This window comes from Marinobacter maroccanus, from assembly GCF_002933275.1.
Classification (GTDB): Bacteria; Pseudomonadota; Gammaproteobacteria; order Pseudomonadales; family Oleiphilaceae; genus Marinobacter; species Marinobacter maroccanus.
In genome coordinates this window covers 321832-348620 of the sequence record NZ_PSSX01000002.1, presented here as the reverse complement: position 1 = coordinate 348620, position 26789 = coordinate 321832, and the positions used below count along the sequence as shown (strand labels likewise).

Below are 26789 nucleotides of genomic sequence, written 5' to 3'. Positions count from 1 at the left end.
GTTATTACCCGGTTGAACCCGACCAGGGGCCCCGGACAACCCGGGTGGTTTCACGGAATGCGAGATCGGCCCGCTGGGCCATGGCCAGTGAACAGCGCTGCCCGGGCCAGCTACCACGGCGCTTGAGTACATTTACCTTGAGACCCTGCTGCTCCCCCGGTTCCAGTTCCAGTCGCAGGGCAGCCGGAGAATTCTGCTCGGCGTAACGCCGTTCCCGGAACAGCACGCACACATTGCTACCGGCTTCGGCGGCCAGTTGCAGGCGGCGCACTTCCCGGGAGGCCAGTTTTCCCGGCCAGGCCATCACCAGGCCCGTAACCGGTGAGCGCAGGCAGTTCTCAAGGGTCCACAGGAAGTCGCCTTCATCTTCGGTATGGATCAGCACCACCTGGTCCAGATTGACGCCTTCCCGAGCCAGGGCAGGGGCATAGGGCGTATGCGGCGGGTTCAGCCAGAACACGCTTTTGCCCTCTTCGCACACCCGTTGCATAAGCGGCAGAAGCAAATGCAGCTCGCCAATTCCCGGTGCATCCAGCAGGCATTCGCTCAGGGCACCCCGGGGCCAGCCCAGGCCGCCAAGCTGGTTATCCAGCACCCGGTAACCGGTGGGTTCCGCCGGCTGCGAAGTCTGGGTGTGGCGGTGCCCCTGCCAGACACGGGCATCCTGCATCAGCGTGTTCAGAAGCTCGCTCATGATGAAAACTCTCGAAATACTGTTTAAATATACAGTATTCTGAAAATGCCCGGATTTCAAGAGAAGGGTTGATAAAGCGCAGGGCGCGACCCACGCTTGTAGTACAGCCATCAACCATGGAGGTTGAAATGAGTGACCTGAAAGCACACAGCTGTGAAGCCTGCAGCCCGAACGCACCCAAGGCGACCGAGGAAGAAAAGCAGCAGCTACACAAAGATATTCCGGATTGGGAAATCCTGGATATTGAGGGTGAAGAACAGCTTCACAAGGTCTATAAGCTCAAAAACTTTGTGAAGGCTTTGGAGTTCACCAACAAGATTGGCGAACTCGCCGAAGAGGAAGACCACCACCCTGTGATTGTGCTGGAGTACGGCAAAGTCGCCGTGAGCTGGTGGAGCCACGAAATCGGCGGCCTGCACAAGAACGACTTTATCCTGGCAGCGAGAACCGAGGCTGCATTCAACGACATGCAATAACCCGAACTGCGGCGGAACCGGGTTTCCGCCGTACTCCTTCCGGACCGGAGATCGTTAGCAGAATGGTTGAAGACCGTACGGATAACCCACTGACTTTGAAGCTGGGGCACGAAGAGCTGATCATTCGCCGCCGCTACGAGATGATCAGCATCATCAACGACTTCTTCATCGCCATCTGGTTTCTCGTGGGCAGTATTCTGTTTCTGTTCCCCGAATACGAGAAGGCGGCAATCTGGCTTTTTGTCATTGGCAGCTTCCAGTTCCTGGTTCGCCCGACCATCCGGCTTATCAGCCACATCCACGTAAAACGAATTCCCGCCAGCAACTGGGAGAGTTAGAAGCCTTCATCGACAGGGCTGCGAACGCCAAAGCCGCCTTTGCGGGTAACGTGGGTGTAGATTTCTGTTGTACGCACGTCGGCATGGCCGAGAAGCTTCTGAATGGTGCGAATATCATACCCGGCTTCAAGCAGTCGGGTTGCAAAGCTGTGGCGCAGAGCGTGGCTGTTTGCTTGCTTGTAAATTCCCGCTTTTCGAATGGCGGAACCTATGGCCCGCTGTACACCGCGATCCAGAAGATGGTGCCGACGAAGAACGCCACTGCGCGGGTCAATGGATAGTTTCGCCGCCGGAAACAGATACTGCCATGCCGGTTCCCGGCCTGCACCGGGGTATTTTCGATTCAGGGCTGCGGGCATATAAACCTCGCCATGACCTTGCGCCAGGTCTTTTCTGTGCAGGGCCAGACAGATTTCCAATTGCAGACCAAGTGGTTCGACCAGCGAGTCTGGCAGCAGGGTGGTTCTGTCTTTATTGCCTTTGCCACTGCGCACGATGATTTGCTGCATCCCAAAATCCACATCTTTTACTCGAAGCCTCAGGGCTTCGTTGATTCGAAGTCCTGAGCCATACATCAAGCGCGCCACCAATTGAGATTCATCCTGTAAGTGGCCAATGATGGCCCGGACTTCATCATGAGTGAACACTGTAGGTAGGCGGCGGGGTTTTCGAGCAAGCTCAAATGATAGTTCGTCCAGCGGCTGCTCCAGAAACTCGCGGAACAGAAAGACAATCGCGTTCAGTGCCGTTCGCTGAGTACTGATACTGCTATTACGCTGAACCGCTAAATGTGACAGAAACTGCTCTACCTCCTTTGCAGAGCAGGCGGAAGGATGCTGCATACCGTGAAAGCGGATAAAACGTTTGATCCAATGACAGTAAGTTTGCTCGGTTTTATAAGCCATATTTCGGCTCCGGATCAGCGCACGAAGCCGATCCATGAAGCGCGTGGGGTTGTCAGGTAATTTGGGTGGCACATCCAGAATCATGCACTCAGCCTCCATGCTGTTTATCCATACAGTATTTTGCGTATGGCTTTGCCTGCTGTCACGCAGAAAACGGAGATATAAGACAACTGTCGCAAAATGCCGAAAATTCCATTCGTGTTCGCTTACAACTCCATGAAAAGTATGAAATAGTCTATGGGGAGTGATTTTGAATAAGCGAATGGACACTCTGTGAGAAAATTGAAGAATTGACGTCTATCTCCAAGCTTACCAGGTCCTAATATCGGTAGCCTTTTGAAAATAAAGGAAAATATAGGGGAAGCACGCTAGGCGTCGGGGGAAGTATACGAAGTGGAATAGATGTCATTTGTCGTTGAATTAGCTGTTATGGCTACAGGCACCCAAAAAGTTGGCAGTATGAAATCGAAACTCATTACAAGTGTGCTTGCAGGTTTACTCGTTCCCTGGAGTTACTTTCTGCTCGTCCAGGTAGGCCCCATTCGCACATACTCCGACGGTAAAGAGATCATCGGTGAAAGCGGAGTAGCGGGGTTCATTCAATTTCATGGCTGGCAAGATGCGTTGGTTTTATACGGCAAAGCCGGGGCTGTTTGCGCGGCCGTTGCCTTCATAATCTGCTTGGCCAACGGAGCTATCGAACGGACTGTAGGTGCAAAGCCATAACCAGGCAGTCAACCGGACGCCAAAAGCTTACCGCTTTTGGTTCCCTCCGCTGCGCTCCGGCGCCGGTTACCATCAGCGTTAAGCATCAGGATGACCATGAGAAATTTCTTGATCAACATGGCTGAGGTTCATCATCAGCTTGGCATGATTAGCCATGATGAATTTTGGGAGCGTATCGAGGTGGCTCTATGGGTATCGGAAGACGCCGAGGTGAGTTCTGATCCTAGAGCAAGTCTCGGAGAGGAAGCCGAGCCAGAAGAAGATAACAACGAGGACGTCGTTGAGAGTGAATCGGTGGTTTCAAAGATCAGTGGCGGTAACGGAGGCTCCAGTAAAAACAACGAAAACTGGATTGAGTTTCTTTGCCTCGGCGTCTGGGTTTTCACAAAATCAGATCCTGATTCCTATCCTTCCGTTCCTCACGGCCACCACAAGAGCCAGAATAAAAAATGGCCGAAGCTAAATCCTTATACGGGCCGCGTATTCAAGGCAAAGCATCAAGAAGACACGAGCAACAGGCTTTCCAAAAAACAGATGAAAATGATTTGGCAAGACGAGAAATTCAAAAGCTTCTGTAGAGAAATGGTGGTTTGGTATCAAGAACAATACCCATACTTTGAATTTTCAGTGCGTAGGCCATTGCGTATGCCACGGTGGTGAGAATGCTTAACAATCGGCTGCACAGCGACCGATTTTCCGCCGCTTCGCGGCTCCAAACCGGCGCGTGAGCCGGGCGTTAGCTGTGATTGCCCCACCTGGAAAGTGATACTATAGTGTCACTATTAGTCTGATTTAGGGTGAGCCCATGAAAGTTGAGCTTGTTACGAACCTCAAGCGCCAAGCCACAAAGATTCTGGCAGATCTGCACTTGTCTAAAGAGCCGATACTGATCACGGAGCATGGTCAGCCATCCGCATATCTTGTCGATGTGCAGGATTACGAGTTTATGCAGCGCCGACTTGAGCTGCTTGAGGGGCTCTCACGGGGAGAGCGTGCTGTACTTGAGGGAAGAACGTACAGTCAAAGTGAGGCCAGGGAGAAAATGAGTAAATGGCTGAAGTAATCTGGACGGAGCCTGCCCTTCAAGAACTGGATGCCATCGCTGAGTACATTGCTCTGGATAATCCTGTTGCCGCAAGTCATCTGGTCCAAGAAGTTTTCGATAAGACCGAGCGCTTGGAAGATTTTCCCCAATCCGGACGGATTCCTCCAGAGCTCCCTAATTCGGTATACAGGGAGGTAGTGGTTCCACCGTGTCGCATTTTTTATCGTGAGGATAAGAAGCGGGTTCTCGTCCTCTATGTCATGCGAGAGGAGCGGCAGCTTCGTGCGTACATGCTTGGGAACAGCTAACCAGGCGCGTCACTCGGATGCCTTTGTCTCCGCTTCGCTACGTCAAAGTCACCGGTGCGCTTTGCGTTATGCGAGACGCTCGCCTTTACGTACGCACGTAAAAGCGTACACTTGGTTGCAAGTTGAACACACAAGAGGTGCGTCATGACCGGAATCACAGCAACTGAGGCGCGCAGCAACCTATATCGGTTGATTGACGAGACCGCCGAGTCCCACCAACCAATCGTCATCAAGGGTAAGCGGAACAAAGCCGTTCTGGTTTCCGAAGAAGACTGGTCTGCAATTCAGGAAACACTTTACCTGCTCTCCGTACCAGGTATGCGGGAGTCGATTCGTGAGGGGATGGATACCCCTGTAGATGAATGCGATGAGGAGCTGGACTGGTGACATGGAAGTTGGTTTTCACCAAGCAAGCCCAGAAAGATGCAAAGAAGTTGGCCTCCAGCGGCCTCAAACCAAAAGCTCAGGAATTGTTAGCGCTGATAGCGGAAGATCCATACCGCAAGCCGCCTCCGTTTGAGAAGCTCATTGGTGATCTTGCGGGGGCTTATTCACGCCGCATCAATATTCAGCACCGTCTGGTCTACCAAGTGCTAGAGGAGGAGCAAGTGGTGAAAGTCCTCAGGCTCTGGAGCCACTACGAATAATGCATAACCAGCCGCTGTTGCCGGACAATTTTTCCACCGCTTTGCGGCTCCAAAATTGCCGCAAAGCTCCGCGTTACACCTCACTGATCCGGTCTTGACGCCTGTACGGCATCGCCGTATATTTTGGCAATGCTATTCATCGAAACCTCAACGTTCACCAAGCTATTGCCGAGCTACCTCACGGACGAGGAATAACGTGGGCTTCAAACCTATCTTTTGCAGAAGCCGGGTAACCGTCCGGCCATCACACCTTGTCAGGTATAGCCGGCTTCCAGTTGTGTGGCAACAGCTCGTCGATGGCGTTGTTCTTCTGCGTCGGCAAGCGGGTCAACACATCCTTCAGGTAAGCATAGGGATCGTGTCCGTTCAGCTTGGCTGACTGGATCAGTGTCATCACCGCAGCCGCTCGTTGACCACTACGCAGTGACCCTGCGAACAGCCAGTTGGAGCGGCCCAACGCCCAGGGCCGGATCTGGTTTTCCACCCAGTTGTTGTCGATGGGCACCGCACCATCGTCCAGGTAGCGCGTCAGCGCTTCCCACCGTTTGAGGCTGTAATCCAGTGCTTTGGCCGTACCGGAGCCATCCGGTACTTTCTGGCGATGCGCCAGCATCCATTGATGCAGTGCATCAGCAAGTGGTTTGGCTCTGGTTTGCCGGATTTCCCGCCGCTTATCCGGCGGCAGGTTTTTGGTTTCCCTTTCGATCTCGTAGAGTCCACCGATGTATTCCAGGGCCTTGGTCGCCAGTTCGCTCTTGTTGGCTTCGTGCAGGTCGTAGAACTTGCGCCGGGCATGGGCCATACAGCCGATTTCGATGATACCGTTGCCGAACCCGGCCTTGTAACCAGCATAGTCGTCACAGACCAGTTTGCCTTGCCAGTCACCCAGGAAGGTACGGGCGTGTTCACCCGCCCGGCTCGGCGCGAAGTCGTAAACGGTGGCTTTCAGGTCCGAGAACGGTGTGGTGCAGTACGCCCAGACGTAGGCCTTGTGGGTTTTCTTCTTGCCCGGGGCCAGCATGCTGACCGGGGTTTCATCGGCATGCAGAACGTTGTGCTTCAACAGAGCGTTTCTCAGTGCATCCGTCAGGGGTTGCAACTGCACACCGCAGGCACCGACCCATTCGGCCAGGGTGGAGCGCGGGATTCCCAGGCCGGCACGGCCGAAGATGCGTTCCTAGCGGTACAGCGGCAAGTGGTCGGCGTACTTGGCTACCAGCACCTGGGCCAGCAGACCGGCAGTGGGGATGCCCTTATCGATCACCTGCGCCGGTACTGGTGCCTGGATCAGCGTCTCGCATTTGTCGCAGGCCCACTTGCCCCGGATGTGGCGCTCCACGGTGAACTCGCCGGGGACATAATCCAGCTTCTCGCTGACGTCCTCACCGATGCGCTTGAGCTGGCAGCCGCACTGGCACTGGGTAATGTCCGGTTCGTGGTGGATCAGGGTACGGGGCAGTTCTGGTGGCAGCGGGGTGCGCTTGGGCTTTTGCTTTGGCCGGGCAGCTTTCTGCTCTTCGGTCATCACCTGTTCAAGCTCGGCCTCGATGGCCGCCAGGTCACTGTCGATCAGCTCATCCAGCAGCTTTCCCTGAACCGCATTGAGTTGTTCGCTGCGCCGGGCATACTTATGGCGCTTGAGGATGGCTACTTCGTGAGTCAGCTTCTCAATGACCGCATCACGGTGCACCAGTGCCCGCTCCTTGTTCTCGACTCGATCGAACAGTTCCGTGGCGAGAGCACGGAGCTGATCGGCAGAGAGTTGGTCGAGGTCGGGGCGCTGAGTCATGCCGCCTAGTATGCCAAGTCCCTGTGCGGCAAGCGATTCGCGGTTCTGGCTATAGCGGCATCACGGCACTTGTGGTTACAGGATGGAGATAACGCCGTCGGCCCCAAGGCGTTGCCAGGGCAGGCCCTGAACCAGGGCGGACAACTGCTCTTCGGTCAGGCGCAGTTGCTCACCGCGCCAGGTTTCGCCCCAGTGGAATTTGCCCCGGTTCAGCCGGCGGGCACACAACCAGATGCCGAGGCCATCGTGGATCAGCATCTTCATCCGGTTGCCCCGTTTGTTGGCGAACAGGTAGGCGCAATGGGGTCTGGCTGAACCGAACACCTGAATAACCCGGGCCAAGGCCTTGTCGGGCCCCGCCCGCATATCCAGCGGCTCAGTGGCCAGCCAGATCTCGTCGATGCGGATCATCCCAACAGGTCCCGCAACAGGGCAGCACACTGGTGAGCCTGCTCCGCAGGCCACTCCACCACGACCGCACCGCCGGCGCGGGGAATCTCGATGCGGATGGTGCTACGCTTACCCGAGACCGATGGGTTGCCCGGTGCAGAGGCTGCCGCTGGCAGATTGACAGGTACGAACCCAGGTGTTGTCGCTGGCGCTTTCGGCGCTCGTCGCGCCTCGCTGATCCAGCGCCGGACCATGTTGGCGTTGAGACCGTTATCCAGGGAAATTCGGGAAACGGACGCACCGGGCTCCAGGCTTTGAGCAACAATCTGGGCTTTGAATTCCCGGGAAAACCGGCGACGGCGTTGGTAGGGTTTGGTTACGCTTAATTCGTTCATGTTAAGTGTCCACTAGAAAATAAGTGGACACTATCCTGACGGCGACAGCGCCTGGCTCAAGATGGGATCACCGGACGCTTACGAAGCCGGATGCCGGGGATCTAATCAAAGGCTCGGGTGGCGTTCGTAAAGTTCGATGGGCACCAGCGGGTTCGGGAAAGAGCGGTGGTATCAGAGCCATTTACTACTGGAAGAAGTCTGACCACGAGATATGGATGCTCACGCTGTACAGTAAATCAGAGCGCGCCAGTATTCCTGGCCATACGCTCAAGCAGATAGCGGAGGCAATCAAAAATGGGTGACAGGAACCTTGGGGCAGAGATTCTTGATGGCATCAATGAAATCAAGCAGTTCAAGAAGGGCAAATTGGCTCTACGAACCCATGAGCTATCAGAGCCTTCACCGCCTAAAGTGATCAGGCTGAAGTTGAACATGTTACAATCTGCGTTTGCCGGTCTTATGGGCGTGAGTGTGCGAACCCTTCAGGATTGGGAACAGGGTCGGCGAGAGCCGCAGGGGCCTGCGGTTGCGCTTCTGCGCATTGCTGAGCAATACCCGGAAGTTTTTAGTCAGCTTCACTGACCAAAGTGAGGTGTAACCAGGCCATTCACCGGACGCCAAACCCTCCGCTTCGCTGCGGTTTCGTCACCGGTAATGGCGGGCGTTATGCCCTAAAGCAGATGCCCCTCGGGCAACATGCGTTTGTGCAGGATGCGGATAATTTCAACAATACCCTCGGTGGCTAGCCGATAAAATATGATGTGGCTCCCCTGAGAGTACTGTCGGTAGCCTGGACTTATCTCATCGCAAGCTTGCCCCAAGTTCGGATTGTCAGCCAGAAGGTGGAAGCATTGATCGAACTGGAGAACATAGTGGTTTCGTTGATCTCGACCCCATTCACGCTCCGTGTATAGGGCAATAGATTTGAGGTCAGCTTTGGCCTTCCTGGAAAGCTTGAAACTTGGCATCAGCGCCCTTCGTTGTCGAGTTCACGAATAAACGAGTCATAGGAGTAGTCTTCGAAACCACTGTCCTCGCCTTCCTTCAGCAATTTACGAAGTGTAGTCAGGCGGGTTTCAGACTCTTCAAGCAGGCGCAATGCGGCACGAACGACCTCGCTGGTTGAACTGTATCGACCATTTTTGAGCTGTTCTGCAATGAACGCATCAAAATGTTGGCCTAAAGTGATGCTGGTGTTCTTTTGCATGATGCTACCCCGCTAGTACCAATAATTGGTATATTTTGGTTCAGGTGGCATAACAATGCAATCCACGCGACAAGCGCGTGATTGCGGGCGTTAAGCTGTTAAAAAATAGGCTCGCCCGTTGCCTTGACTGCATAGAACAGGCAATCACTCTTCGCAATAATCGGGTTGGTGGTAATCATAAAGGCTCTGATGGCCTGGGCAGGGTAGATCTGCCCATCCCGGACTTGCAGCACCTGCTCCATGGTCTCCTTTCGGTTGTGGCCAATCGCTGTAAGTATGCCGAGGCCTTTCTTACCCACCCATCCCAGGGGCTCATCCGGGGAAACGATTCCGAAATTACGATGCTCGATGTCGGGCGGAAACGTCAGGTCGGCCTGGCCGGTGGGTTCGAGCCGGTATTCTATGGTCGCTTCGGGCGCCAGCTCCACCCGGATCGGGTTGCGCAGCACGGTAACATCCCACTCCGCTTTTTCCAGTGACAGCACATCTGGCCTTGAGCAATACCGAACAAGCCCCTCGTAGGCCAGTTCATGAGCACGGTCGTCCTGGGACCCGCCGCACTCGATGGTTACCGTGGGCACCTCCTGCTCGGAATATTCCATCAGCGCCCCCAAACGAAGGTCCGTCATAATGAGGCGGTCGGTAAACAGTGAGGTGAGTGCCTGGTGGGCTGCATCATTGGTGATGGACACGGCGAAGGCCGGCCCCGTGCCTGAGGTATTGTGAACATCCAGCAGGCATTCGGGCTTCGCATCATGGAGCTCAGCCAACATGGCCTTGGCGATTGCTCCTTCCTCTTTCTCGAAAGGCTCTTTGAAACATCGGTTGAGGTCTCGTCCGTCTGGAATCTGGCGCATTGAGAGCCTGGGCGGAATCTTCGCAGGGTAGATGCCACCCAGGAGAAACAGCATGTTGACTTCGGGGGTGTGCTGCTCAAGCAGCCATCGGTGAAGCGCAAAAAGGCCCGAAGGCTCGTTACCGTGAAGCAGTGTCGCCATGGCTCGGGTCCTGGAGCGATCACGACCGGCAACACGAATAACCGTGGGTTTCTCCAGCTGGTCCAGCCATTCGAGTGGGGAGCGGCCCAGGGTCCGGGGTGACGGATCATTCAGATAATCAAGTATTTTCGAGTTGCTCACGGTGACAATGTCCATTCATGGATCGGCGTATTCTTCTTCTGGTTGGCCATGTAAAGAGACAGCATGGTTCGGAACGCCTCATCGGGGCTCAGGGATTTGAACAGAGATTCGGTGATGTGTCGTTGCCATCGGGCGCCCGACATGGCGGTTTCAATGCGGCCTTCGATGATTCCGAGCAGACGGTGAATTTCCGACTCGTCTACGGCGGTTTTTGCCAATGCTTCCCGGGCGCGGGGCAGCAGCTCCCGGGCCACGGTTAACAGGGGCGTATCCTGCAACTGAACCTGATCCTTGTGAGGCCAGATGATTTCTGCGCCGATGCCATATTTGGCGGCGCGGTAAAAATTGTGTTCGGTGTAGTGGAAGGGGAGTATCGACGTCAGATGCTGAATGTCATCAAGTACTGCCAGTGCAGCTCCGATCACGAACAGGCCGTTCGCACACATATCAGCGGCAGTCGGGCCTGCAGGCATTGAGCGAATCTCGATACGCAGATGGCCGCCTTCGGTATGGTCATAGATGGCCCGGTTCCAGGGCCAGGTGGTTCCCTGGTGCAGGCGCAGTTCGGCCAGTTTTGGCACTTCACCCAGATCGATCACCGCCATCGGGTCTTCCTCCGACATCAGTGGAATGATGGGCGGGTAGAGCGATGCCGAGGCCGCAAACAGCTCCCAGGCGCTGCGGGTCCAGCCATTTCCGTAATAGACCCGCGACGGATGGCGCCAGGTCTTGTGGTTGGGGGACCGGCTGTCAATGGATTGCTTGAACAGGGCAATGCGGGTTTCGTCCCAAAGATGGTGGCCAAACAGGCTGGGGGAATTGCTGGCCAGCGCGAGGACAATCGGCGTGACCAGCTGTACGGCATTGAAATAATCGGCAAAACGATGGGCGGGCACGCGCCAGTGCAGCTGAAACGAGGTATTGGCTCCTTCCATGTAGACGTCGTCTGCCTCCAGATTGATCACATCGTTGCCGCCAATGTGAATGCTGAATGGCTCGCCCCGTTGCTTGAGTAACGCGTTGGAGAGCGCATGATAGCGGGGCTCGTCGGTCATCACCTTCGCGCCCATATCGGATTGGCGAAGTGTGGGCAGAATGCCGATTGGTACCAGTTCCCCATCCATTGACGCGGCGTGCTGGTTGATTCGTCTGATGGCGACCAGCAGCTCCTGCTCTGTTCTGGCAAAGGGAGATCCCTTGAAAGCCTGGGGGCTGAGGTTGTATTCAAGATTGAAGCGGTTGAGCTCAACCGTGAGCTGCGGGTCCTGAACGCTGGCGGCAATTTCTGTGTTGATCGGCTGAACCCGCAGGTCAGAGTTTACGATGTAGAACTCCACCTCGGCGCCAATGGAGCTCTCGCCCTCGCCAAAGCCGGGCCGGTTCAGAAGACGGGTGAGCGCCTTGAGGTCCGTCCGGACCTTGGCTGCAAAGCGTTCAAACTCTTCCGGCGCAAATTCTTTTGTCTTGATCGACAGTCCCACGGCAACGTCTTCCCCAGCGCTGACTTACCTTGATAGTAGTGGAAGATGGGCCCGGCATCAGCTCAACGACACTAAATCATCGGCGGGCTTTCCAATGGTGACCTATATAACTGAAAGTTCCTAAAAAAGTTATAAATCATCTAGCTAGAGCATTGTGGTTCTTAGGCTCCTACCTTATCTTTGCGTTCTAACAAGGCGCCACTCTTATTCTTCTGGCGTATATCAAGATTCCGAGTAAACAGGGAGCTTTGCCTACTATGCCGAATTCGATTTTTCCTGGTTCTAAAGCCCGTAAGGGACTGTGGTTCAGTGCACTGGCGTTGGCGTTCTCGCTGACCGGCCCGGCTTCCGCCCAGGAGCGGGAGATTCTGAACTCCTCCTACGATATTGCCCGTGAGTTGTTCGCGGAATACAACGTTATGTTCCAGGACTACTGGGAAGAGAAGACCGGAGAAACCGTGAACATTCAGCAATCCCACGCCGGCTCCTCGAAGCAGGCACGTGCCATTCTTCAGGGTCTGGGCGCCGATGTGGTTACCTACAACCAGGTGACGGACGTTGATGTTCTGGCCGAGCGTGGCAATCTGATTCCCGAGGATTGGGCCTCACGCCTGCCCAACAACAGCTCTCCTTACTACTCCACCATGGCTTTCCTGGTGCGAGAGGGTAACCCCAAGAACATCCAGAACTGGGACGACCTGATCCGTGAGGATGTCGAGCTGATCATGCCGAATCCGAAAACCTCCGGTAACGGCCGCTACACCTACCTGGCTGCACTGGGTTTTGCACAGGACAAGTTCGGTGACGATCAGGAGAAGATCGATGCCTTCCTGAGCGATCTGCTGGGCCAGGTGAAGGTGTTCGACTCCGGCGGTCGTGGCGCCACGACCACCTTCGTTGAGCGCGGCCTCGGTGATGTGCTGCTGACCTTTGAATCCGAAGTAAACAACATCCCGGCGCTGAACCCGGAAAAGAACTTCCAGGTTGTGGTTCCGAAAGTGAGCTTCCTGGCCGAGTTTCCGGTGACCTGGATCGACAAGAACATCGAGAAGAAGGGCACCGAGGAACTGGCCCAGGCGTACTTGAAGCATCTTTACTCCGAGGAAGCCCAGCGCATGCTGGCCGGCTTCAACTACCGGGTGCACAACGAAACCGTGAAAGCGGAAGTGGCTGACAAATTCCCGGAACTCAAGCTTATGCCGATTCAGGACATCGCCGGCAGCTGGGAAAATGCCATGAAGACCCACTTTGCCAGCGGCGGCAAACTGGACCAGTTGCAGCGTCGCCGCTAAGGGATGCACATCTGATCCATGGCCACCACTGACCTTTCGGAGCGCCCGGCAAAACGGCTGAGCGCTCCTGCCACCAAACGCGTTTTGCCGGGGTTCGGATTGAGCCTCGGCATTTCGCTTTTCTTCATCAGCCTGGTGCTGCTTCTGCCCATCAGTGGCCTGTTTATCCGTGCCGCCGGCATGGGATGGGAGCAGTTCTGGTTTGTGATCACCGATCCGCGGGTGGTCGCCTCCTACAAGGTCACCGTACTCGCGGCACTGGCGGCATCCCTGTTCAACTGTGTGTTCGGCCTGCTGATGGCCTGGGTGTTGGTGCGTTACGAGTTTCCCGGCAAGCGGCTGCTGGATGCCATTATGGATCTTCCGTTTGCCCTACCAACCGCAGTGGCCGGCATCACGCTGGCGACTTTGTTTGCCGAGAGCGGCTGGTATGGCCAGTACCTGGCGGATCTGGGAATTGAGGTCGCCTTTACACCGTTAGGAATCGTGGTGGCCATGGCATTCACCAGCGTGCCCTTCGTGGTGCGCACGGTTCAGCCGGTGCTTGAAGAGTTGGCCCCGGAAGACGAAGAAGCGGCCATGAGTCTGGGCGCCTCGGACATGACCGTATTCCGGAAGATCCTGTTCCCCACGCTTTGGCCGGCCGTAGTGACCGGTGGTGCGCTTTCGTTTGCCCGCAGCCTTGGGGAGTACGGTGCGGTTATCTTCATCGCCGGCAACTCGCCCTATATCAGTGAAGTGATCAGTCTGATGATCTTTGTTCGCCTGGAGGAATACGATTTTCCGGCGGCCAGTGCCATTGCCGCAGTAGTGATGACGGTATCGCTGTTGCTGCTCCTGGCGATCAACGTCTGGCAGGGGCGCTATCTCAAGCGCCTGCACGGAGGTTAGGGTATGGCTGCGCGTAAACATCGCCGCGTTGGCGACAGCCCGTTGGCTCGTCGCACTCTGATCGGAATCGCCGTCGGCCTGACAGTGCTTCTGCTGTTCATGCCCCTGGTGCTGATTTTTGTGCAAGCGTTTGCCGAGGGTTGGGCCGGTTACGTCAGCAATATTCTCAACGAGTACACGCTTCATGCGATTGGCCTGACGCTCGTGGTTGCGCTGCTCACCGTGCCGCTAAACATGGTGTTTGGCGTGTTCCTCGCCTGGCTGGTGACCCGTTTCCGGTTTCCCGGGCGCAAGCTGCTGACCACACTGATTGATATCCCGTTTGCCGTCTCGCCGGTGGTTGCCGGTCTGCTTTTCCTGCTGCTATACGGGAGCAATGGCTGGGTGGGGCAGTGGCTCGGTGAATACGATATTCAACTGATGTTCTCCTGGCCCGGCATCGTGATGGTCACCGTATTTGTGACCTGTCCGTTTGTGGCCAGAGAACTGATCCCGCTGATGCAGCAACAGGGTCGGGAAGAGGAAGAGGCCGGTGTGGTGCTGGGCGCATCCGGCTGGCAGCTGTTCCGGCGGGTTACCCTGCCGAACATTCGCTGGGCGCTGCTGTACGGCGTGATTCTCACCAATGCCCGGGCCGTGGGGGAGTTTGGTGCGGTATCGGTGGTCTCCGGCAATATCCGGGGCGAGACCAATACGCTGCCACTGCAGGTGGAGCTGCTTTACCAGGATTACAACACCGTGGGCGCGTTCGCGGCATCGTCGTTGCTGGCAGGCATCGCGCTGATCACTCTTGTCGTGAAGGCCATTGTTGAATGGCGTCAGAGTCGTAATTAAGGGTTTCCCATGAGTATCGAGATACAGGGTATCAACAAGTTTTTCGACAAGTTCCAGGCCCTGCATGACATCAATCTGACCATTCCGGATGGCCAGCTCACGGCGTTGCTGGGCCCTTCCGGTTCGGGCAAGACCACGCTGTTGCGCATTATCGCCGGCCTGGAAACACCGGAAGAGGGCAGGATACGGTTCAGCGGCAGGGATGTGACCGATCTGCACGTTCGGGACCGGAGCGTCGGCTTTGTTTTTCAGCACTATGCGTTGTTTCGCCATATGACGGTGGCCGAGAACGTGGCCTTTGGTCTTAATGTACTTCCGCGCAAGGAGCGCCCTGGCAAGCCGGAGATCCGCAAGCGGGTGAAAGATCTGCTGGAAATGGTGCAGCTGGAACATCTCGCTGACCGTTACCCGGCGCAGCTTTCCGGTGGCCAGAAACAGCGCATCGCTCTGGCACGGGCCATGGCCATGCGCCCGGAGATTCTTCTGCTGGATGAGCCCTTCGGCGCACTTGATGCCAAGGTGCGAAAAGACCTGCGCCGCTGGCTGCGCAGCCTCCACGATGAGCTGCATTTTACCAGCGTGTTCGTGACCCATGATCAGGAGGAGGCCCTGGAGCTCTCGGATCAGGTAGTTGTGATGAGCAACGGCCGGATTGAGCAGGTTGATACGCCGCTGGAACTCTATGGCCGTCCGGACAGCCGGTTTGTGTTCGAGTTTCTGGGCCAGGTGAATGTGCTTTCCGGAAAGATCCGCGATGGTGTGATGCGGCAGGGCGATGCCTGGATTCGCTTGCCCGAGGGTTGCGAAAATGACGACGCTCAGCTCTATCTGCGGCCCCACGAAGTGCGCCTGACCCAGGCCGCCAGTGATCAGGCCCATCTGCCGTTCCGGATTGAGGCCATCAATCTGATCGGTGCGGAAGTGCGGGTCGAGCTCAAGCCCGATGGCTGGGAGTGTGAGGAGTTGTGGGAGGTAGGCATCAGCCACACCGAGTTCAACGCCCGCCAACCCCAGCGCGGTGACCGTTGTTTTGCGGTGCCGGATGTCGGGCATCTGTTCTGTGAACATGCGGCAGAGCCCAGGACTCTCGAGTGGCGCTAGCCTGACGATTGTTGGAGCGGGTCGCCCGCCATCATCTATAGTTTCCTGATGAGGGGGCTTTGCCCCCGGATTACTCGTTCGACGTAATCGGAGAATTCCACCTTCGGGTGGGAACCATCAGGAGGATGTAATGCCACTACCCGCTCCATTAACGGAAAACCAGGTCTACCACGGTTGCCCGGAAGACAAACTGGATTTCATCACTACCGAAGACCTGCAAGATCTTGAGCGTCCTTACGGTCAGGATAGGGTGTTGAGGGCGCTGGAATTTGGCGCCGGTATTCAGGCGGACGGTTTCAATCTCTTTGTCCTCGGGCCCTCCGGGGCGGGTAAGCATGAACTTGTCGAACGCTTTCTTTCCCTCCATGCAGCCAGGCAACCGGTTCCTCCGGATTGGTGCCACGTCTATAACTTCCAGTTCTCGGACCGACCGAATGCTCTGAAGCTGCCGGCCGGAGAAGGTCGGCAATTCAAGAAAGACATGAACGATCTTGCCGAGGAGCTGCGCACGGTTATTCCAGCCGCTTTTGAAAGTGAGGAATACCAGGCCCGCTTGCAGGAACTGCAGGAAGAAATGGCCAAGCGCCAGCACCAGGGTCTGTTCGAGATCCAGGAAGAGGCCAACCGCAACAACATTGCCATGATCACCACGCCGGCCGGTTTCACCTTTGCTCCCATGCGCAAAGGTGAAGTGATCGACCCCGAGGAATACAAGAACTTCTCCGATGAAGAGAAACAGCTGGTCGAATCCAAGGTCGAGGAGCTTCAGAAAAAACTACAGCAGACCATTCAGCAGATTCCCAGGATGCGTAAAGAAGTGCGGGAGCGCGTTCATGCCCTCAATGAGGAGATGGTTCAGCTGACCCTGGGCGGCCCGATCGGGGAATTGAGAGAAAAGTGGTCACAGCTTCCGGATATTGTCGACTACCTGGATGCCGTCCGCGAGGATGTGGTGGAGCATGCCGAAGCCTTCCAGGACAGCGATAACGGGCCACCGGCAGGCCTGCTGGCCCGCTACAAGGTCAATTTGCTGGTGGACAATGCCGAAACCGTCGGCGCGCCGGTGATCTACGAGGACCTGCCCAATCATCAGCACCTGGCGGGGCAGATCGAACACCGGGCCCGCCAGGGCAATCTCTATACGGATTTTACCCTGATTCGCGGCGGTTCCATGCACCGGGCCAGCGGTGGGTATCTGATCATTGATGCCCGCCGGGTGCTGACGCAGCCAATGGCGTGGGAAAGCCTGAAGCGGATTCTGTCTTCCGGTGAGATTCGCATCGAGTCCCTGGAGCGGCTCTATGGGTTGGTAAGTACCGTCAGTCTTCAGCCCGAGCCGATTCCGGTGTCGGTCAAAGTGGTTCTGCTCGGGGACCGGATGTTGTATTACCTGTTGTCCCATTACGATCCGGACTTCCTGGACCTGTTCAAGGTGGAAGCGGATTTCGAGGATGATCTTGACCGCAACGATGAATGCTATGACCTCTACGCACGAATGATCGCCACCATGGCCCGTGCGCTCAAGATGCGGCCCCTGGAGCGAAGCGCGGTCGCTCGGCTGATTGAACATGCCAGCCGGTTGGCAGCGGACCAGCGCAAACTGACTGCCCATGACCGGGTGCTCCGGGATATTCTGAGTGAGGCAGATCATTGGGCTGGCCAGGCCGGGGCCGATACAGTCGAAGCCAGCCACCTCCAGCAGGCCATTGATGAGCGGGAATACCGGGCCAGCCGGGTCCGGGAGCGAAGCCGCGAGCAAATCAGCCGGGGTGTGGTGATGATTGCCACAGCCGGTGAAGAAGTGGCTCAAGTGAATGGCCTTTCGGTACTCAGGCTCGGGGCGTCGATGTTTGGCCAGCCTACCCGGATTACCGCCACGGCCCGGCCGGGCAAGGGGCAGGTGGTGGATATCGAGCGGGAGGCCAAACTGGGTGGCCCCATTCACAGCAAGGCGGTCATGATCCTGTCTCGGTTCCTGGCGAGCCGGTACGCTGGCGACGGCGAACTATCCTTGTCGGCGAGTCTCGCTTTTGAACAATCCTACGGCGGCGTTGAGGGTGATTCTGCCTCGGTGGCGGAGACTTGCGTGCTGCTATCAGCTATTTCCCGGGTACCCATCAAGCAGTCTTTTGCGGTAACGGGATCCATGAACCAGCATGGGGAAGTTCAGGCGGTCGGTGGCGTGAACGAAAAGATCGAGGGCTTTTTCGACGTCTGCAAGGAAGCTGGCGAGATCAATGGGCAGGGAGTTCTGCTTCCAGCCAGCAACGTTGAACACCTGATGCTCAGAGCCGATGTGAGACAGGCGATTGCTGAGGATCAGTTCCGGATCTATCCGATCTCCGATATCAATCAAGCCATTGAGTTGCTCACTGGCCTGGAGGCCGGGAAGCCGGACGATGGTGGTGAGTTCCCGGAGAACAGTTTCAACCGCCGGGTTGCCGAACGTCTGGCAAAATTCGCTGAGGCCAGCAAGAAACGGGATAGCAATGGCGATGCAAACAATGGCGGGGGCCGGGACAGTGACTGACGCACCTGAAACTCGAGCCGGGCAGAGTAACGAAGCCGGTCGTGTATTGGTACTGCTGGATGGATCGAGAATGAGTTACGCCGCATTGGAGGCGGCGGCGGAGATTGCGGCGTTCACCGGTGCCGATGTGCTGGGCGTGTTTGTAGAAGAAGTAAACCTGTTGCGAAGTGCCGGCTATGGTTTTGCCCGAGAGGTGGGGGCGTCATCTGGCGTCAGCCGCCCCTTTGATCCTGCCGGCATTGAGCAACGCATGCAGAGGTTGGCAAGCCAGGCTCGCCGTGCCCTCGCCGGCGCTGTAGCACCCCATGGCGTCAGGCACTCACTTAGCGTTGCCAAGGGCCATGTGATCGATGAAGTGCTGGCTCTGGCGGGCCCCGGGGACCTTCTGGTGCTTGGTCGGGTCGGTTGGTCCTCTGCACCGGGCGCGCGCCTGGGCTCCACGGCAAAAGGCCTTGTTCATCGTTCGCCGGGGAGGGTTTTGCTCTGGTGCGACAATCGGGCGCTTCCGCAAGGCAGGGTTGTGGTCTTTCTCAATGATCACAGGGATGCCAATCGCCGTGCTGTCCAGGCAGCGGCCGAGGTGATTCGTCACTCTCGTCGGCCCGTTACGCTTTTGCTGGGAGCTGGACCGGATATGCCGCCAGAAGAACGGGAAGGCATCCTGCGGGACCTGGGGATTCAGGAGTCAGACCTTCATGTAAGGTCGCTGCCCTCAACCGATCCAGTAAAGGTGGCCGGGATCTTGCGACAGGAGAGGGCGGTCCAGTTGGTGCTCAGTCGCAACTGCACCTTGCTTCAGGAGCCTGGCGCAGAGCAGTTGCTGATGGCACTGAACCTTCCGGTGACCGTGACCCCCTGAACTTTCAGGCAATCTTGCGGGCGTCCTCCTTGCGCAGGATTTCGTCGACATCTTCGGCGGACAGGGTCTCGCGCTTCAATACGGCTTTGGCCAGCGCTTCCAGCTGGTTTCGGTGCTCGGTCAGGAAGTCGAGGGTCGCTTTCTCCAGAGCCAGCAGCTGGGACTGGATTTCCCCGTCGATCATCTCGGCCATCTTTTCGGAGAATTCTCTAGGCATACCCATTTCCCGGCCAAGGAACACATGCTCTTCGCCGATGTTCAGGCCCAGGGGACCGATCTTTTCACTCATACCCCACTGGCCGATCATCTTGCGTATCAGTGCGGTGGCTTCCTTCAGATCATTCTGGGCGCCGGTGCTGACTTCGCCGTAGATCAGTTTTTCCGAGCAGCGACCGCCAAGCATCACCTTGATCCGATCCTTCAGGTAGCTCTCGGTGTAGGTATAGTGGTCCTCTTTGGGCGTCTGCTCAGTCACACCCATGGCCATGCCGTGTGGGATGATCGTTAATTTGGTAAGTGGATCCGCGTTGGGCATGTAGTAGGCCATGATGGCATGGCCGCACTCGTGGTAGGCAACGGCCTCGCGTTCCTGGGGCGTGAGCTTGGTATCCCGTTCCTCGCCCAGGATGATCCTGTCCCGGGCCAGTTCGAAGCAATGGGCATTGACTTCGTGCAGGTTTTCCCGGGCTGCCGTTAGCGCTGCCTCATTCACCAGGTTCTTCAGGTCCGCCCCCGAGAAACCGATGGTGCGCGCGGCCAGTTGATCCAGGTCGACATCATTCGCCAGTGGTACCTTGCGCACGTGAACGGCCAGGATCGCCGCCCGGGCCTCCTTGTGGGGGCGGTCGAGGGTGATCTTGCGGTCAAAACGCCCCGGGCGGAGCAGGGCGCTGTCCAGCACATCCGGTCGGTTGGTGGCAGCCAGTACCAGAACGTTCTCGTGGGCCTCGAAACCGTCCATTTCCGTGAGAATCTGGTTCAGGGTCTGTTCCCGTTCATCGTGGCCGCCACCCAGGCCTGCGCCCCGTGAACGGCCAATGGCGTCCAGTTCGTCGATGAAAATCAATGCCGGTGCGTCTTTGCGGGCCTCCTTGAACATGTCCCGAACCCGTGCGGCCCCAACACCCACGAACATCTCGATGAATTCCGAAGCACTGATGCTGTAGAAGGGCACTTCGGCCTCGCCGGCGATGGCCCGGGCCAGCAGGGTCTTGCCGGTGCCCGGCGGGCCTACCAGGAGCACGCCCTTTGGCATGACGGCACCCAGGGCCCGGTATTTTTCCGGGGATTTCAGAAAATCGATGATCTCGGCAATTTCACGCTTGGCGGATTCAATGCCGGCCACGTCATCCAGGGTGGCGGTAGAGGTTTCCTTGCGGGCCCGTCTTGCCTTGGAGCGGCTGAAATCGAACGGCCCGCCACCCTGAGTCATCCGCTTCTGGGCGGCGCCCCAGAACCAGAACATCAGCGCCAGCAGCAGGATCCAGGGCAGGAAGCCGCGGATCATCTCCTGCCACCAGGGTAAGCCGGAGGGGGTGGCACGGATGGTGACGTCGTGCTCTTCCAGCAGATTAAGCAGGGAAGGGTCTTCCATGGGCGGGCGGATGGTCTGGAATCCCGGCGTGCTGGTTCGTGCGGGGCTGTCTGAGCTGAAGTCTGCCGCACCGCTGTCGGTGAACAGACCAGTAATGGCTTCCTCCTTCAGAGTGACTTCCGCCACCTGATCATTCATGACAGCGGTTTTGAATTCCGAGTAGGCCAGGTCCTGAAGCCGGGGCTGCCCACCGTCCTGCAGCCAGAGCACCATCAGAAAGATGGCGGCGCTGAGCCACAGAAACGCGAACTGGTTCGGGATGGCCGGCTGCTGGTTCTGGTCCGGCTTCTGTTGTTGGTTGTCTGGCCCGCTCGGTGCTGTCATTTCGGTCTCCGGTCGCCCTCCATGATCTTCGCCACGAAGACAGATTTGCCGTAGGTCTCGAATGACCATTTCATGGTATCCGAGAGCACGCCCATAACCTCATCATAGTCTCCGAAAATTTCGGTGCTCATTCGCCCCGGGTATACTTCCAGCCCGGTTTGTTCCAGACGCGCGATAAGGTCCTTTATCGGCTGTTTGTATTCCTCTTTCAGGGGATAACAGCTCAGTTGAACAGAAAGATACATAATGCCTCCGATCAGGTCAGTGACCCTGGTCAATTGCTAACGTTAATAACCCATGGCTGACGACGTGCTTCTCCTCGGGTCTGCGCCACCGTGCCGGATTCCTTGATCATCAATCAGGATACTCTGGATGGCGCCCATGGCAGATCCGCCAACCACCTTATGCCCGCGTTCTTCCAGCAGCCGAATGGTGTCCGGGCTGATGCCCTGTTCGATCCGGATTTCATCCGGCAGCCACTGGTGGTGCATACGGGGTGCGCTCACGGCGGTCTGTATGTTCATTCCATGATCAATCACATTGAGGATCACCTGCAAGGTGGTGGTTATAATCCTCGAGCCACCCGGGCTGCCGGTTACCAGAACATTCTTGCCGTCCTTTTTCACGATAGTGGGCGACATGGAGCTCAACATGCGCTTACCTGGCTCAACTTTGTTGGCTTCACCGCCGATCAGGCCGTAGGCGTTGGGCACTCCGGGCTTGGCGCTGAAATCGTCCATTTCATTGTTGAGCAGGAAGCCGGCGCCTTTTACCGTAATGCCGGATCCGTAACTGAAATTGATGGTGTAGGTGTTGGATACCGCGTTGCCCCATTTATCCACTACAGAAAAATGGGTAGTCTCCGGGCTTTCCCAGGCAGCCGGCTGGCCCGGATTGATCTCGCTGGCCGGTCGCGCCCTTTCAGGGTCGATGCCTTTGCGGAGTTCTTCTGCGTAGCCCTTGCTTGTCAGCCCTGCCAGCGGCACGTCTACGTAATCCGTATCGCCAAGGTATTGTGAGCGGTCGGCATAGGCCAGTTTCATGGCCTTTGCCATGTGATGGATCGCATCAGCGGAGTTGTGGCCGAACTCGGCCATCGGGAAGCCTTCCAGGATATTCAGGATCTGGACAATGTGTGTGCCGCCGGAGGAGGGCGGTGACATGGAAAAGATATCGTACCCGCGATAGTTGCCATGAACCGGTGCCCGGACAACCGGGCGATAGTCTTTCAGGTCCTGGCGCGTGATCAGACCGCCATTCCGATCCATTTCGCTGGCAATCAGATCGGCGGTCTTGCCTTCATAAAATCCTTTCACGCCGTTGTCGGCAATTCGCTGGAGTGTCGCAGCCAGTTCCGGCTGGCGAAATCGTTCTCCGGGCTGCCAGGCGCTGCCATCTTCCTTATAGAAGGTTTCACGGGTGGCGGGCCAGCGCTCGAGTCTTTCCCGGGCCTGTTCCATGCCTTCAGTAAAACGCTGGGGCACTATGAAACCGTCTTCGGCAAGCTTGATGGCCGGCGCCAACGCTTGCTTGAGGGTAATGGTGCCGTGCCGCTCCAGCGCCATGGCCAGGCCGGCAACCGTGCCCGGTACGCCTGCGGCCAGGTGTGTGAAGCGGCTGCGGTTTTTGACCACATTTCCGGATTCGTCCTGGAACATGGTTTCCGTGGCGGCCGCGGGGGCTTTTTCCCGGTAATCGATGGCTTCCGGGTCTGAGCCGTCGCCCCTGGAGATCAGCATGAAGCCGCCCCCGCCAATGTTGCCGGAGCGGGGCTGGGTGACGGCCAGGGCAAAACCGGCTGTTACCGCCGCATCTATGGCATTGCCGCCGTTCTTCAGTACCTCGAGGGCAACCTCGGTGGCCAGAGTGTGGCTGGTGGCAACCATGCCGTGGGTTGCAGTTACCGGGTGAAATCGCTCACCTTCGAGAATCGCCTGGCCAAAGGCCGGGCCGGCGGCTATCAAAAAGGCCAGGGCCGCTGCAATCGAAAGGCGGCCTGAGCGCCCCCTGGCGAGGTTTTTGGTCGTACGTTGGTAGAGGCCTCTATCCATATCTCCATTCCTCGTTTCTGGCGTTCAGATAGGCTATGATAGCCGGTCATTTTGATAGGTGCGTACCGTTAACCTGCCGTTAATGCCGGTGGTGATTCCCCGACGCACCTGCTTTCCCGGATTTCAGTTAAGGAAAGGCTTTCATGGAGCATACCTATCGTCTTGTGATTTCCTGCCCCGACCGGGTGGGAATTGTCGCCAAGGTGAGTAATTTTCTGTCGACATACAATGGCTGGATTACCGAGGCGAGTCATCATTCGGACACGCAAACCGGGTGGTTTTTCATGCGGCACGAGATCAAGGCTAACTCGATCCCGTTCGGCCTGGACCAGTTCCGCGCCGCGTTCGAGCCGATCGCCCGCGAATTCAATATGAACTGGCACATTGCAGATTCGGCACAGCCGAAGAAAGTGATCCTGATGTGCAGCAAGGAATCCCATTGTGTGGCCGATCTGCTGCACCGCTGGCACAGCAAGGAGATCAACGCCGAAATTGTGGCGGTCATCTCCAACCATGACGACCTGCGCCGCATGGTGGAATGGCACGAGATTCCCTATCACCATGTGCCGGTCAGCAAGGAAAACAAGGCGGAAGCCTTTGCCCATATCGAAGAGCTGTTCCAGAACTACGAGGTAGATGTCGTGGTTCTGGCCCGCTACATGCAGATCCTGCCGGGCGAACTTTGCCAGAAATACTCGGGCAAGGTGATCAACATTCATCACAGCTTCCTGCCGTCTTTCGCAGGTGCACGCCCCTATCACCAGGCCTACAGTCGGGGTGTCAAGCTGATTGGTGCCACCTGCCACTATGTGACCCAGGACCTCGACGAGGGCCCGATCATCGAGCAGGACGTTATCCGGATCACCCATAGCGACTCCATCGAGGATATGGTTCGCCTGGGTAAGGACGTGGAGAAGAACGTGCTGGCCCGGGGCCTGCGTTCGCACATCGAAGACCGGGTGATTACCTACGAAAACAAGACAGTGGTGTTTGATTAAGGCTGCCTCACAGTTGCCCTGGAGAGGGTGCGACTGTGGTAGACTTGGCGGCTTGTTGAAGAATAACTATGGGGCCCGGAAACGGCCCCGATACGACTTCCAGATAACGCAAAGGAACCTTTCTCGATGGGTGAGTTAGCCAAAGAGATCCTGCCGGTCAATATTGAAGACGAGTTAAAACAGTCCTACCTCGATTACGCCATGAGTGTGATCGTCGGGCGGGCCCTTCCGGATGTGAGGGACGGCCTCAAGCCGGTTCACCGTCGTGTTCTGTTCGCCATGTCCGAACTGAACAACGACTGGAACAAGGCCTACAAGAAGTCAGCCCGTGTGGTGGGTGACGTCATCGGTAAATACCACCCCCACGGTGACTCTGCGGTCTACGACACCATCGTACGTATGGCCCAGCCGTTCTCCCTGCGTTATCCGCTGGTCGACGGCCAGGGTAACTTTGGTTCCATTGACGGCGATAACGCGGCTGCCATGCGTTACACCGAGATCCGCATGGAGAAGATCGCCCACTCCCTGTTGGCGGATCTGGACAAGGAAACGGTCGATTTTGTCGATAACTACGACGGCACAGAGCGTATTCCCGAGGTGCTTCCCACCCGGGTCCCGAACCTGCTGGTGAACGGTTCCTCCGGTATCGCCGTGGGCATGGCTACCAATATTCCGCCCCACAACCTGACGGAAGTGGTCAACGGCTGCCTGGCGCTGATTGATAATCCGGATCTCACTGTTGATGATCTGATGGAGTTTATCCCGGGCCCGGATTTCCCGACCGAGGGCATCATCAATGGCCGAGCCGGTATTGTCGAAGCCTACCGTACCGGCCGGGGCCGTATTTATGTTCGTGCCCGCCACGAGATTGAGCACGACAAAAAAACCAATCGCGACGCTGTTATCATCACTGAGCTGCCGTATCAGCTCAACAAGGCCCGCCTGATCGAAAAGATCGCCGAGCTGGTCAAAGAGAAGCGTCTCGAAGGTATTACCGAGCTGCGGGACGAGTCCAACAAGGAAGGTATCCGTGTGGTGATTGAGCTGCGTCGGGGGGAGAACCCCGATGTGGTGGTCAATAACCTGTTCGCTCACACCCAGCTGCAGACGGTGTTCGGTATCAACATGGTTGCGCTGATCAACGGCGAGCCGAAAACGTTGAATCTGAAGCAGATGCTGGATGCGTTTGTGCGGCACCGCCGAGAGGTAGTTACCCGCCGTACCATCTATGAGCTGCGCAAAGCCCGCGAACGCGGTCACATCCTTGAAGGCCTCACGGTTGCTCTCGCCAACATTGACGAGATGATTGAGCTGATCAAGGCGTCCCCCAGTTCCGTAGAAGCAAAAGAAAAGCTGATGGCCAGGGGCTGGGCTCCGGGTGATGTTCTTGCAATGCTGGAGCGTGCCGGTGAGGACGCCTGTCGTCCAGACGATCTGCCGGAAATCTATGGCCTGCGCGATGGCCTTTACTACCTGTCTCCCGAGCAGACCCAGGCGATTCTGGATATGCGTCTGCATCGCCTGACCGGTCTGGAAACCGAGAAGCTGCAGAACGAGTACAAGGACATACTTGAGAAGATTGCTGGCCTGCTCGAAATCCTCGGCGACCCGGACCGTCTGATGCAGGTTATCCGTGAAGAACTCGAAGCGGTCGTTTCCGAGTTCGGTGACGAACGCCGTACCGAGATCACAAGCTCCCAGCGGGATCTGACGATTGCCGACCTGATTGATGAAGAAGACCTGGTGGTGACTATCTCCCACAGCGGTTACGCCAAGACCCAGGCAGTGGAAGACTACCAGGCCCAGCGCCGGGGCGGCCGCGGCAAGGCAGCGACCTCTATGAAGGACGAAGATTTCGTTGAGAAGCTGCTGGTTGCCAACTCTCACGACACGATTCTGTGTTTCTCCAACCGTGGCAAGGTGTACTGGCTGCGGGTATTCGAGATTCCGCGTGCCAGCAGGGCATCCCGCGGCCGGCCCATGGTGAATATCCTGCCGCTGGATGAGGGTGAGCGTATTACCACCTTCCTGCCGGTTCGTGACTACCCGGAAGACCAGTTTGTCCTGATGGCGACTTCCGCCGGTGTGGTCAAGAAAACCCCGTTGCCGAACTTCTCGCGTCCGCGCAGCAGCGGCCTGATTGCCCTGAACCTGGACGAAGGCGATACCTTGATCGGTGCGGCCATCACCAAGGGCGATGCCGAGGTCATGCTGTTCTCGACCGCTGGCAAGGCCGTGCGTTTCAACGAAGAAGCCGTTCGCCCGATGAGCCGGACAGCCCGTGGTGTTCGCGGTATCAAGATGCCGGAAGGTCACCATGTGGTTTCGCTGATCATCCCGCAGGAAGGCGGTGTTATCCTGACGGCCTCCGAAAACGGCTACGGTAAGCGGACCGCTATCGACGAGTTCCCGACCTACAGCCGGGGCAGTCAGGGCGTTATCGCCATGCAGTGCTCCGAGCGCAACGGTAACCTGGTCACAGCCCTGCAGTTGTTTGAAGGCGACGAAATGATGCTGATCTCTGACAAGGGCACGCTGGTGCGTACCCGGACAGACGAAGTGTCCGTTCTGAGCCGGAACACCCAGGGTGTCCGCCTGATCAAGCTGAGTCAGGAAGACGAGCGGCTGGTGGGCGTTGAGCGGATCGCGGAAACCGACGACGAAGAGCTCGACAGCGAAGGCAACCCGATTGTTGCCGACGAGAGCCCGGAAGAAGGCCAAGAAGGCGAGAGTGCCGGCGAAGAATAAGCCGGCACTTGCCACAGACAGATTCAG

At 57.1% G+C, this 26789-nt stretch carries 29 protein-coding genes and 1 pseudogene; 18 read left to right on the top strand and 12 right to left on the bottom strand.

Annotated elements, in window-relative coordinates:
* Positions 1 to 4 precede the first annotated feature (4 nt).
* Positions 5 to 694, bottom strand: a complete 690-nt coding sequence (gene imuA, locus KEHDKFFH_RS04200; protein ID WP_104320744.1) for a translesion DNA synthesis-associated protein ImuA — start codon at positions 692 to 694, stop codon at positions 5 to 7.
* Between the two features lie 128 nt (positions 695 to 822).
* Here imuA and KEHDKFFH_RS04195 point away from each other — a divergent pair, with 128 nt between their 5' ends.
* Together KEHDKFFH_RS04195 and KEHDKFFH_RS04190 are read left to right on the top strand one after the other, a co-directional pair.
* The gene (locus tag KEHDKFFH_RS04195) at positions 823 to 1170 is read left to right on the top strand and encodes a 4a-hydroxytetrahydrobiopterin dehydratase (protein ID WP_104320743.1); all 348 of its coding nucleotides are present in this window, start codon (positions 823 to 825) and stop codon (positions 1168 to 1170) included.
* Between the two features lie 62 nt (positions 1171 to 1232).
* Entirely contained in the window at positions 1233 to 1508 is a 276-nt protein-coding gene (locus tag KEHDKFFH_RS04190; RefSeq protein ID WP_104320742.1) for a YrhK family protein, read from the top strand.
* On the opposite strand, the gene KEHDKFFH_RS04185 is transcribed toward KEHDKFFH_RS04190, so the two are convergent.
* Positions 1505 to 2497, bottom strand: a complete 993-nt coding sequence (locus tag KEHDKFFH_RS04185; RefSeq protein WP_104320833.1) for an integron integrase — start codon at positions 2495 to 2497, stop codon at positions 1505 to 1507. The two genes, KEHDKFFH_RS04190 and KEHDKFFH_RS04185, sit on opposite strands and share 4 nt — an antisense overlap.
* A gap of 318 nt (positions 2498 to 2815) precedes the next feature.
* Between KEHDKFFH_RS04185 and KEHDKFFH_RS04180 the strand changes: the two genes are divergently transcribed.
* The 6 genes from KEHDKFFH_RS04180 to KEHDKFFH_RS04155 all read left to right on the top strand — a co-directional run bounded on the left by KEHDKFFH_RS04180 (position 2816) and on the right by KEHDKFFH_RS04155 (position 5139).
* Positions 2816 to 3139 carry a hypothetical protein gene (locus KEHDKFFH_RS04180; RefSeq protein WP_104320741.1) on the top strand — a complete coding sequence of 108 codons (324 nt, stop codon included), beginning with the start codon at positions 2816 to 2818 and terminating at the stop codon, positions 3137 to 3139.
* Between the two features lie 96 nt (positions 3140 to 3235).
* On the top strand, positions 3236 to 3799 hold the full coding sequence (locus tag KEHDKFFH_RS04175) for a hypothetical protein (RefSeq protein WP_104320740.1): 564 nt from the start codon (positions 3236 to 3238) through the stop codon (positions 3797 to 3799).
* Between the two features lie 145 nt (positions 3800 to 3944).
* Positions 3945 to 4202 carry a type II toxin-antitoxin system Phd/YefM family antitoxin gene (locus KEHDKFFH_RS04170; protein WP_022992576.1) on the top strand — a complete coding sequence of 86 codons (258 nt, stop codon included), beginning with the start codon at positions 3945 to 3947 and terminating at the stop codon, positions 4200 to 4202.
* The gene (locus KEHDKFFH_RS04165) at positions 4190 to 4492 is read left to right on the top strand and encodes a type II toxin-antitoxin system RelE/ParE family toxin (protein WP_061332717.1); all 303 of its coding nucleotides are present in this window, start codon (positions 4190 to 4192) and stop codon (positions 4490 to 4492) included. The genes KEHDKFFH_RS04170 and KEHDKFFH_RS04165 overlap by 13 nt, the downstream gene beginning before the upstream one ends.
* A 144-nt stretch (positions 4493 to 4636) precedes the next feature.
* Positions 4637 to 4879: a type II toxin-antitoxin system Phd/YefM family antitoxin gene (locus KEHDKFFH_RS04160; RefSeq protein ID WP_104320739.1), complete on the top strand. Its 243-nt coding sequence runs from the start codon at positions 4637 to 4639 to the stop codon at positions 4877 to 4879.
* On the top strand, positions 4876 to 5139 hold the full coding sequence (locus KEHDKFFH_RS04155) for a Txe/YoeB family addiction module toxin (RefSeq protein WP_104320738.1): 264 nt from the start codon (positions 4876 to 4878) through the stop codon (positions 5137 to 5139). The genes KEHDKFFH_RS04160 and KEHDKFFH_RS04155 overlap by 4 nt, the downstream gene beginning before the upstream one ends.
* 244 nt (positions 5140 to 5383) lie before the next feature.
* Here the strand turns inward: KEHDKFFH_RS04155 and tnpC are convergent.
* The 3 genes and pseudogenes from tnpC to tnpA all read right to left on the bottom strand — a co-directional run bounded on the left by tnpC (position 5384) and on the right by tnpA (position 7713).
* A pseudogene (gene tnpC, locus KEHDKFFH_RS04145) lies at positions 5384 to 6928 on the bottom strand (IS66 family transposase).
* A 75-nt stretch (positions 6929 to 7003) separates the two neighbouring features.
* Positions 7004 to 7339, bottom strand: coding sequence for an IS66 family insertion sequence element accessory protein TnpB (tnpB, locus tag KEHDKFFH_RS04140; RefSeq protein ID WP_104320737.1), 336 nt, complete (start codon positions 7337 to 7339; stop codon positions 7004 to 7006).
* Complete coding sequence (gene tnpA, locus KEHDKFFH_RS04135) at positions 7336 to 7713, bottom strand: IS66-like element accessory protein TnpA (protein ID WP_104320736.1); 378 nt, start codon at positions 7711 to 7713, stop codon at positions 7336 to 7338. Before tnpA ends, tnpB begins: the two co-directional genes overlap by 4 nt.
* A gap of 23 nt (positions 7714 to 7736) precedes the next feature.
* Here tnpA and KEHDKFFH_RS04130 point away from each other — a divergent pair, with 23 nt between their 5' ends.
* Both KEHDKFFH_RS04130 and KEHDKFFH_RS04125 read left to right on the top strand, forming a co-directional pair.
* Positions 7737 to 8015, top strand: a complete 279-nt coding sequence (locus KEHDKFFH_RS04130; protein ID WP_198412732.1) for a type II toxin-antitoxin system RelE/ParE family toxin — start codon at positions 7737 to 7739, stop codon at positions 8013 to 8015.
* Positions 8008 to 8295, top strand: coding sequence for a helix-turn-helix domain-containing protein (locus KEHDKFFH_RS04125; protein ID WP_104320735.1), 288 nt, complete (start codon positions 8008 to 8010; stop codon positions 8293 to 8295). The genes KEHDKFFH_RS04130 and KEHDKFFH_RS04125 overlap by 8 nt, the downstream gene beginning before the upstream one ends.
* A gap of 89 nt (positions 8296 to 8384) precedes the next feature.
* Here KEHDKFFH_RS04125 and KEHDKFFH_RS04120 read toward each other — a convergent pair whose 3' ends face one another.
* The 4 genes from KEHDKFFH_RS04120 to KEHDKFFH_RS04105 all read right to left on the bottom strand — a co-directional run bounded on the left by KEHDKFFH_RS04120 (position 8385) and on the right by KEHDKFFH_RS04105 (position 11540).
* A complete protein-coding gene (locus tag KEHDKFFH_RS04120) occupies positions 8385 to 8681 on the bottom strand; it encodes a type II toxin-antitoxin system RelE/ParE family toxin (RefSeq protein ID WP_104320734.1) in 297 nt (98 codons plus the stop codon).
* On the bottom strand, positions 8681 to 8920 hold the full coding sequence (locus KEHDKFFH_RS04115) for a type II toxin-antitoxin system ParD family antitoxin (RefSeq protein WP_012140687.1): 240 nt from the start codon (positions 8918 to 8920) through the stop codon (positions 8681 to 8683). Before KEHDKFFH_RS04115 ends, KEHDKFFH_RS04120 begins: the two co-directional genes overlap by 1 nt.
* Positions 8921 to 9018: 98 nt before the next feature.
* Positions 9019 to 10059, bottom strand: coding sequence for a M14 family metallopeptidase (locus KEHDKFFH_RS04110; protein WP_241956423.1), 1041 nt, complete (start codon positions 10057 to 10059; stop codon positions 9019 to 9021).
* Complete coding sequence (locus KEHDKFFH_RS04105; protein WP_104320732.1) at positions 10056 to 11540, bottom strand: glutamate-cysteine ligase family protein; 1485 nt, start codon at positions 11538 to 11540, stop codon at positions 10056 to 10058. The genes KEHDKFFH_RS04110 and KEHDKFFH_RS04105 overlap by 4 nt, the downstream gene beginning before the upstream one ends.
* A gap of 257 nt (positions 11541 to 11797) precedes the next feature.
* On the opposite strand from KEHDKFFH_RS04105, the gene cysP reads away from it, so the two are divergent.
* From cysP to KEHDKFFH_RS04075, 6 genes are all read left to right on the top strand, one after another.
* Positions 11798 to 12832 carry a thiosulfate ABC transporter substrate-binding protein CysP gene (gene cysP / locus KEHDKFFH_RS04100; protein WP_104320731.1) on the top strand — a complete coding sequence of 345 codons (1035 nt, stop codon included), beginning with the start codon at positions 11798 to 11800 and terminating at the stop codon, positions 12830 to 12832.
* 18 nt (positions 12833 to 12850) lie between these two features.
* The gene (cysT, locus tag KEHDKFFH_RS04095; protein WP_104320730.1) at positions 12851 to 13723 is read left to right on the top strand and encodes a sulfate/thiosulfate ABC transporter permease CysT; all 873 of its coding nucleotides are present in this window, start codon (positions 12851 to 12853) and stop codon (positions 13721 to 13723) included.
* A gap of 3 nt (positions 13724 to 13726) precedes the next feature.
* Positions 13727 to 14557: a sulfate ABC transporter permease subunit CysW gene (cysW, locus tag KEHDKFFH_RS04090; RefSeq protein ID WP_104320729.1), complete on the top strand. Its 831-nt coding sequence runs from the start codon at positions 13727 to 13729 to the stop codon at positions 14555 to 14557.
* A gap of 9 nt (positions 14558 to 14566) precedes the next feature.
* Positions 14567 to 15658: a sulfate/molybdate ABC transporter ATP-binding protein gene (locus KEHDKFFH_RS04085; protein WP_104320728.1), complete on the top strand. Its 1092-nt coding sequence runs from the start codon at positions 14567 to 14569 to the stop codon at positions 15656 to 15658.
* A gap of 130 nt (positions 15659 to 15788) precedes the next feature.
* Positions 15789 to 18188: a Lon protease family protein gene (locus KEHDKFFH_RS04080; RefSeq protein WP_104320727.1), complete on the top strand. Its 2400-nt coding sequence runs from the start codon at positions 15789 to 15791 to the stop codon at positions 18186 to 18188.
* Complete coding sequence (locus tag KEHDKFFH_RS04075; protein WP_241956422.1) at positions 18181 to 19047, top strand: universal stress protein; 867 nt, start codon at positions 18181 to 18183, stop codon at positions 19045 to 19047. The genes KEHDKFFH_RS04080 and KEHDKFFH_RS04075 overlap by 8 nt, the downstream gene beginning before the upstream one ends.
* A gap of 4 nt (positions 19048 to 19051) precedes the next feature.
* Here KEHDKFFH_RS04075 and ftsH read toward each other — a convergent pair whose 3' ends face one another.
* The 3 genes from ftsH to ggt are packed head-to-tail and all read right to left on the bottom strand — an operon-like array spanning position 19052 to position 23016.
* On the bottom strand, positions 19052 to 20965 hold the full coding sequence (gene ftsH, locus KEHDKFFH_RS04070; protein ID WP_104320725.1) for an ATP-dependent zinc metalloprotease FtsH: 1914 nt from the start codon (positions 20963 to 20965) through the stop codon (positions 19052 to 19054).
* Positions 20962 to 21210, bottom strand: coding sequence for a thiamine-binding protein (locus tag KEHDKFFH_RS04065; protein WP_014576785.1), 249 nt, complete (start codon positions 21208 to 21210; stop codon positions 20962 to 20964). The genes ftsH and KEHDKFFH_RS04065 overlap by 4 nt, the downstream gene beginning before the upstream one ends.
* A 42-nt stretch (positions 21211 to 21252) precedes the next feature.
* Positions 21253 to 23016, bottom strand: coding sequence for a gamma-glutamyltransferase (gene ggt, locus KEHDKFFH_RS04060; RefSeq protein WP_104320724.1), 1764 nt, complete (start codon positions 23014 to 23016; stop codon positions 21253 to 21255).
* A gap of 143 nt (positions 23017 to 23159) precedes the next feature.
* Here ggt and purU point away from each other — a divergent pair, with 143 nt between their 5' ends.
* Positions 23160 to 24014 carry a formyltetrahydrofolate deformylase gene (purU, locus tag KEHDKFFH_RS04055; RefSeq protein WP_104320723.1) on the top strand — a complete coding sequence of 285 codons (855 nt, stop codon included), beginning with the start codon at positions 23160 to 23162 and terminating at the stop codon, positions 24012 to 24014.
* Positions 24015 to 24140: 126 nt separating this feature from the next.
* On the top strand, positions 24141 to 26762 hold the full coding sequence (gyrA, locus tag KEHDKFFH_RS04050) for a DNA gyrase subunit A (protein WP_104320722.1): 2622 nt from the start codon (positions 24141 to 24143) through the stop codon (positions 26760 to 26762).
* Positions 26763 to 26789 lie beyond the last annotated feature (27 nt).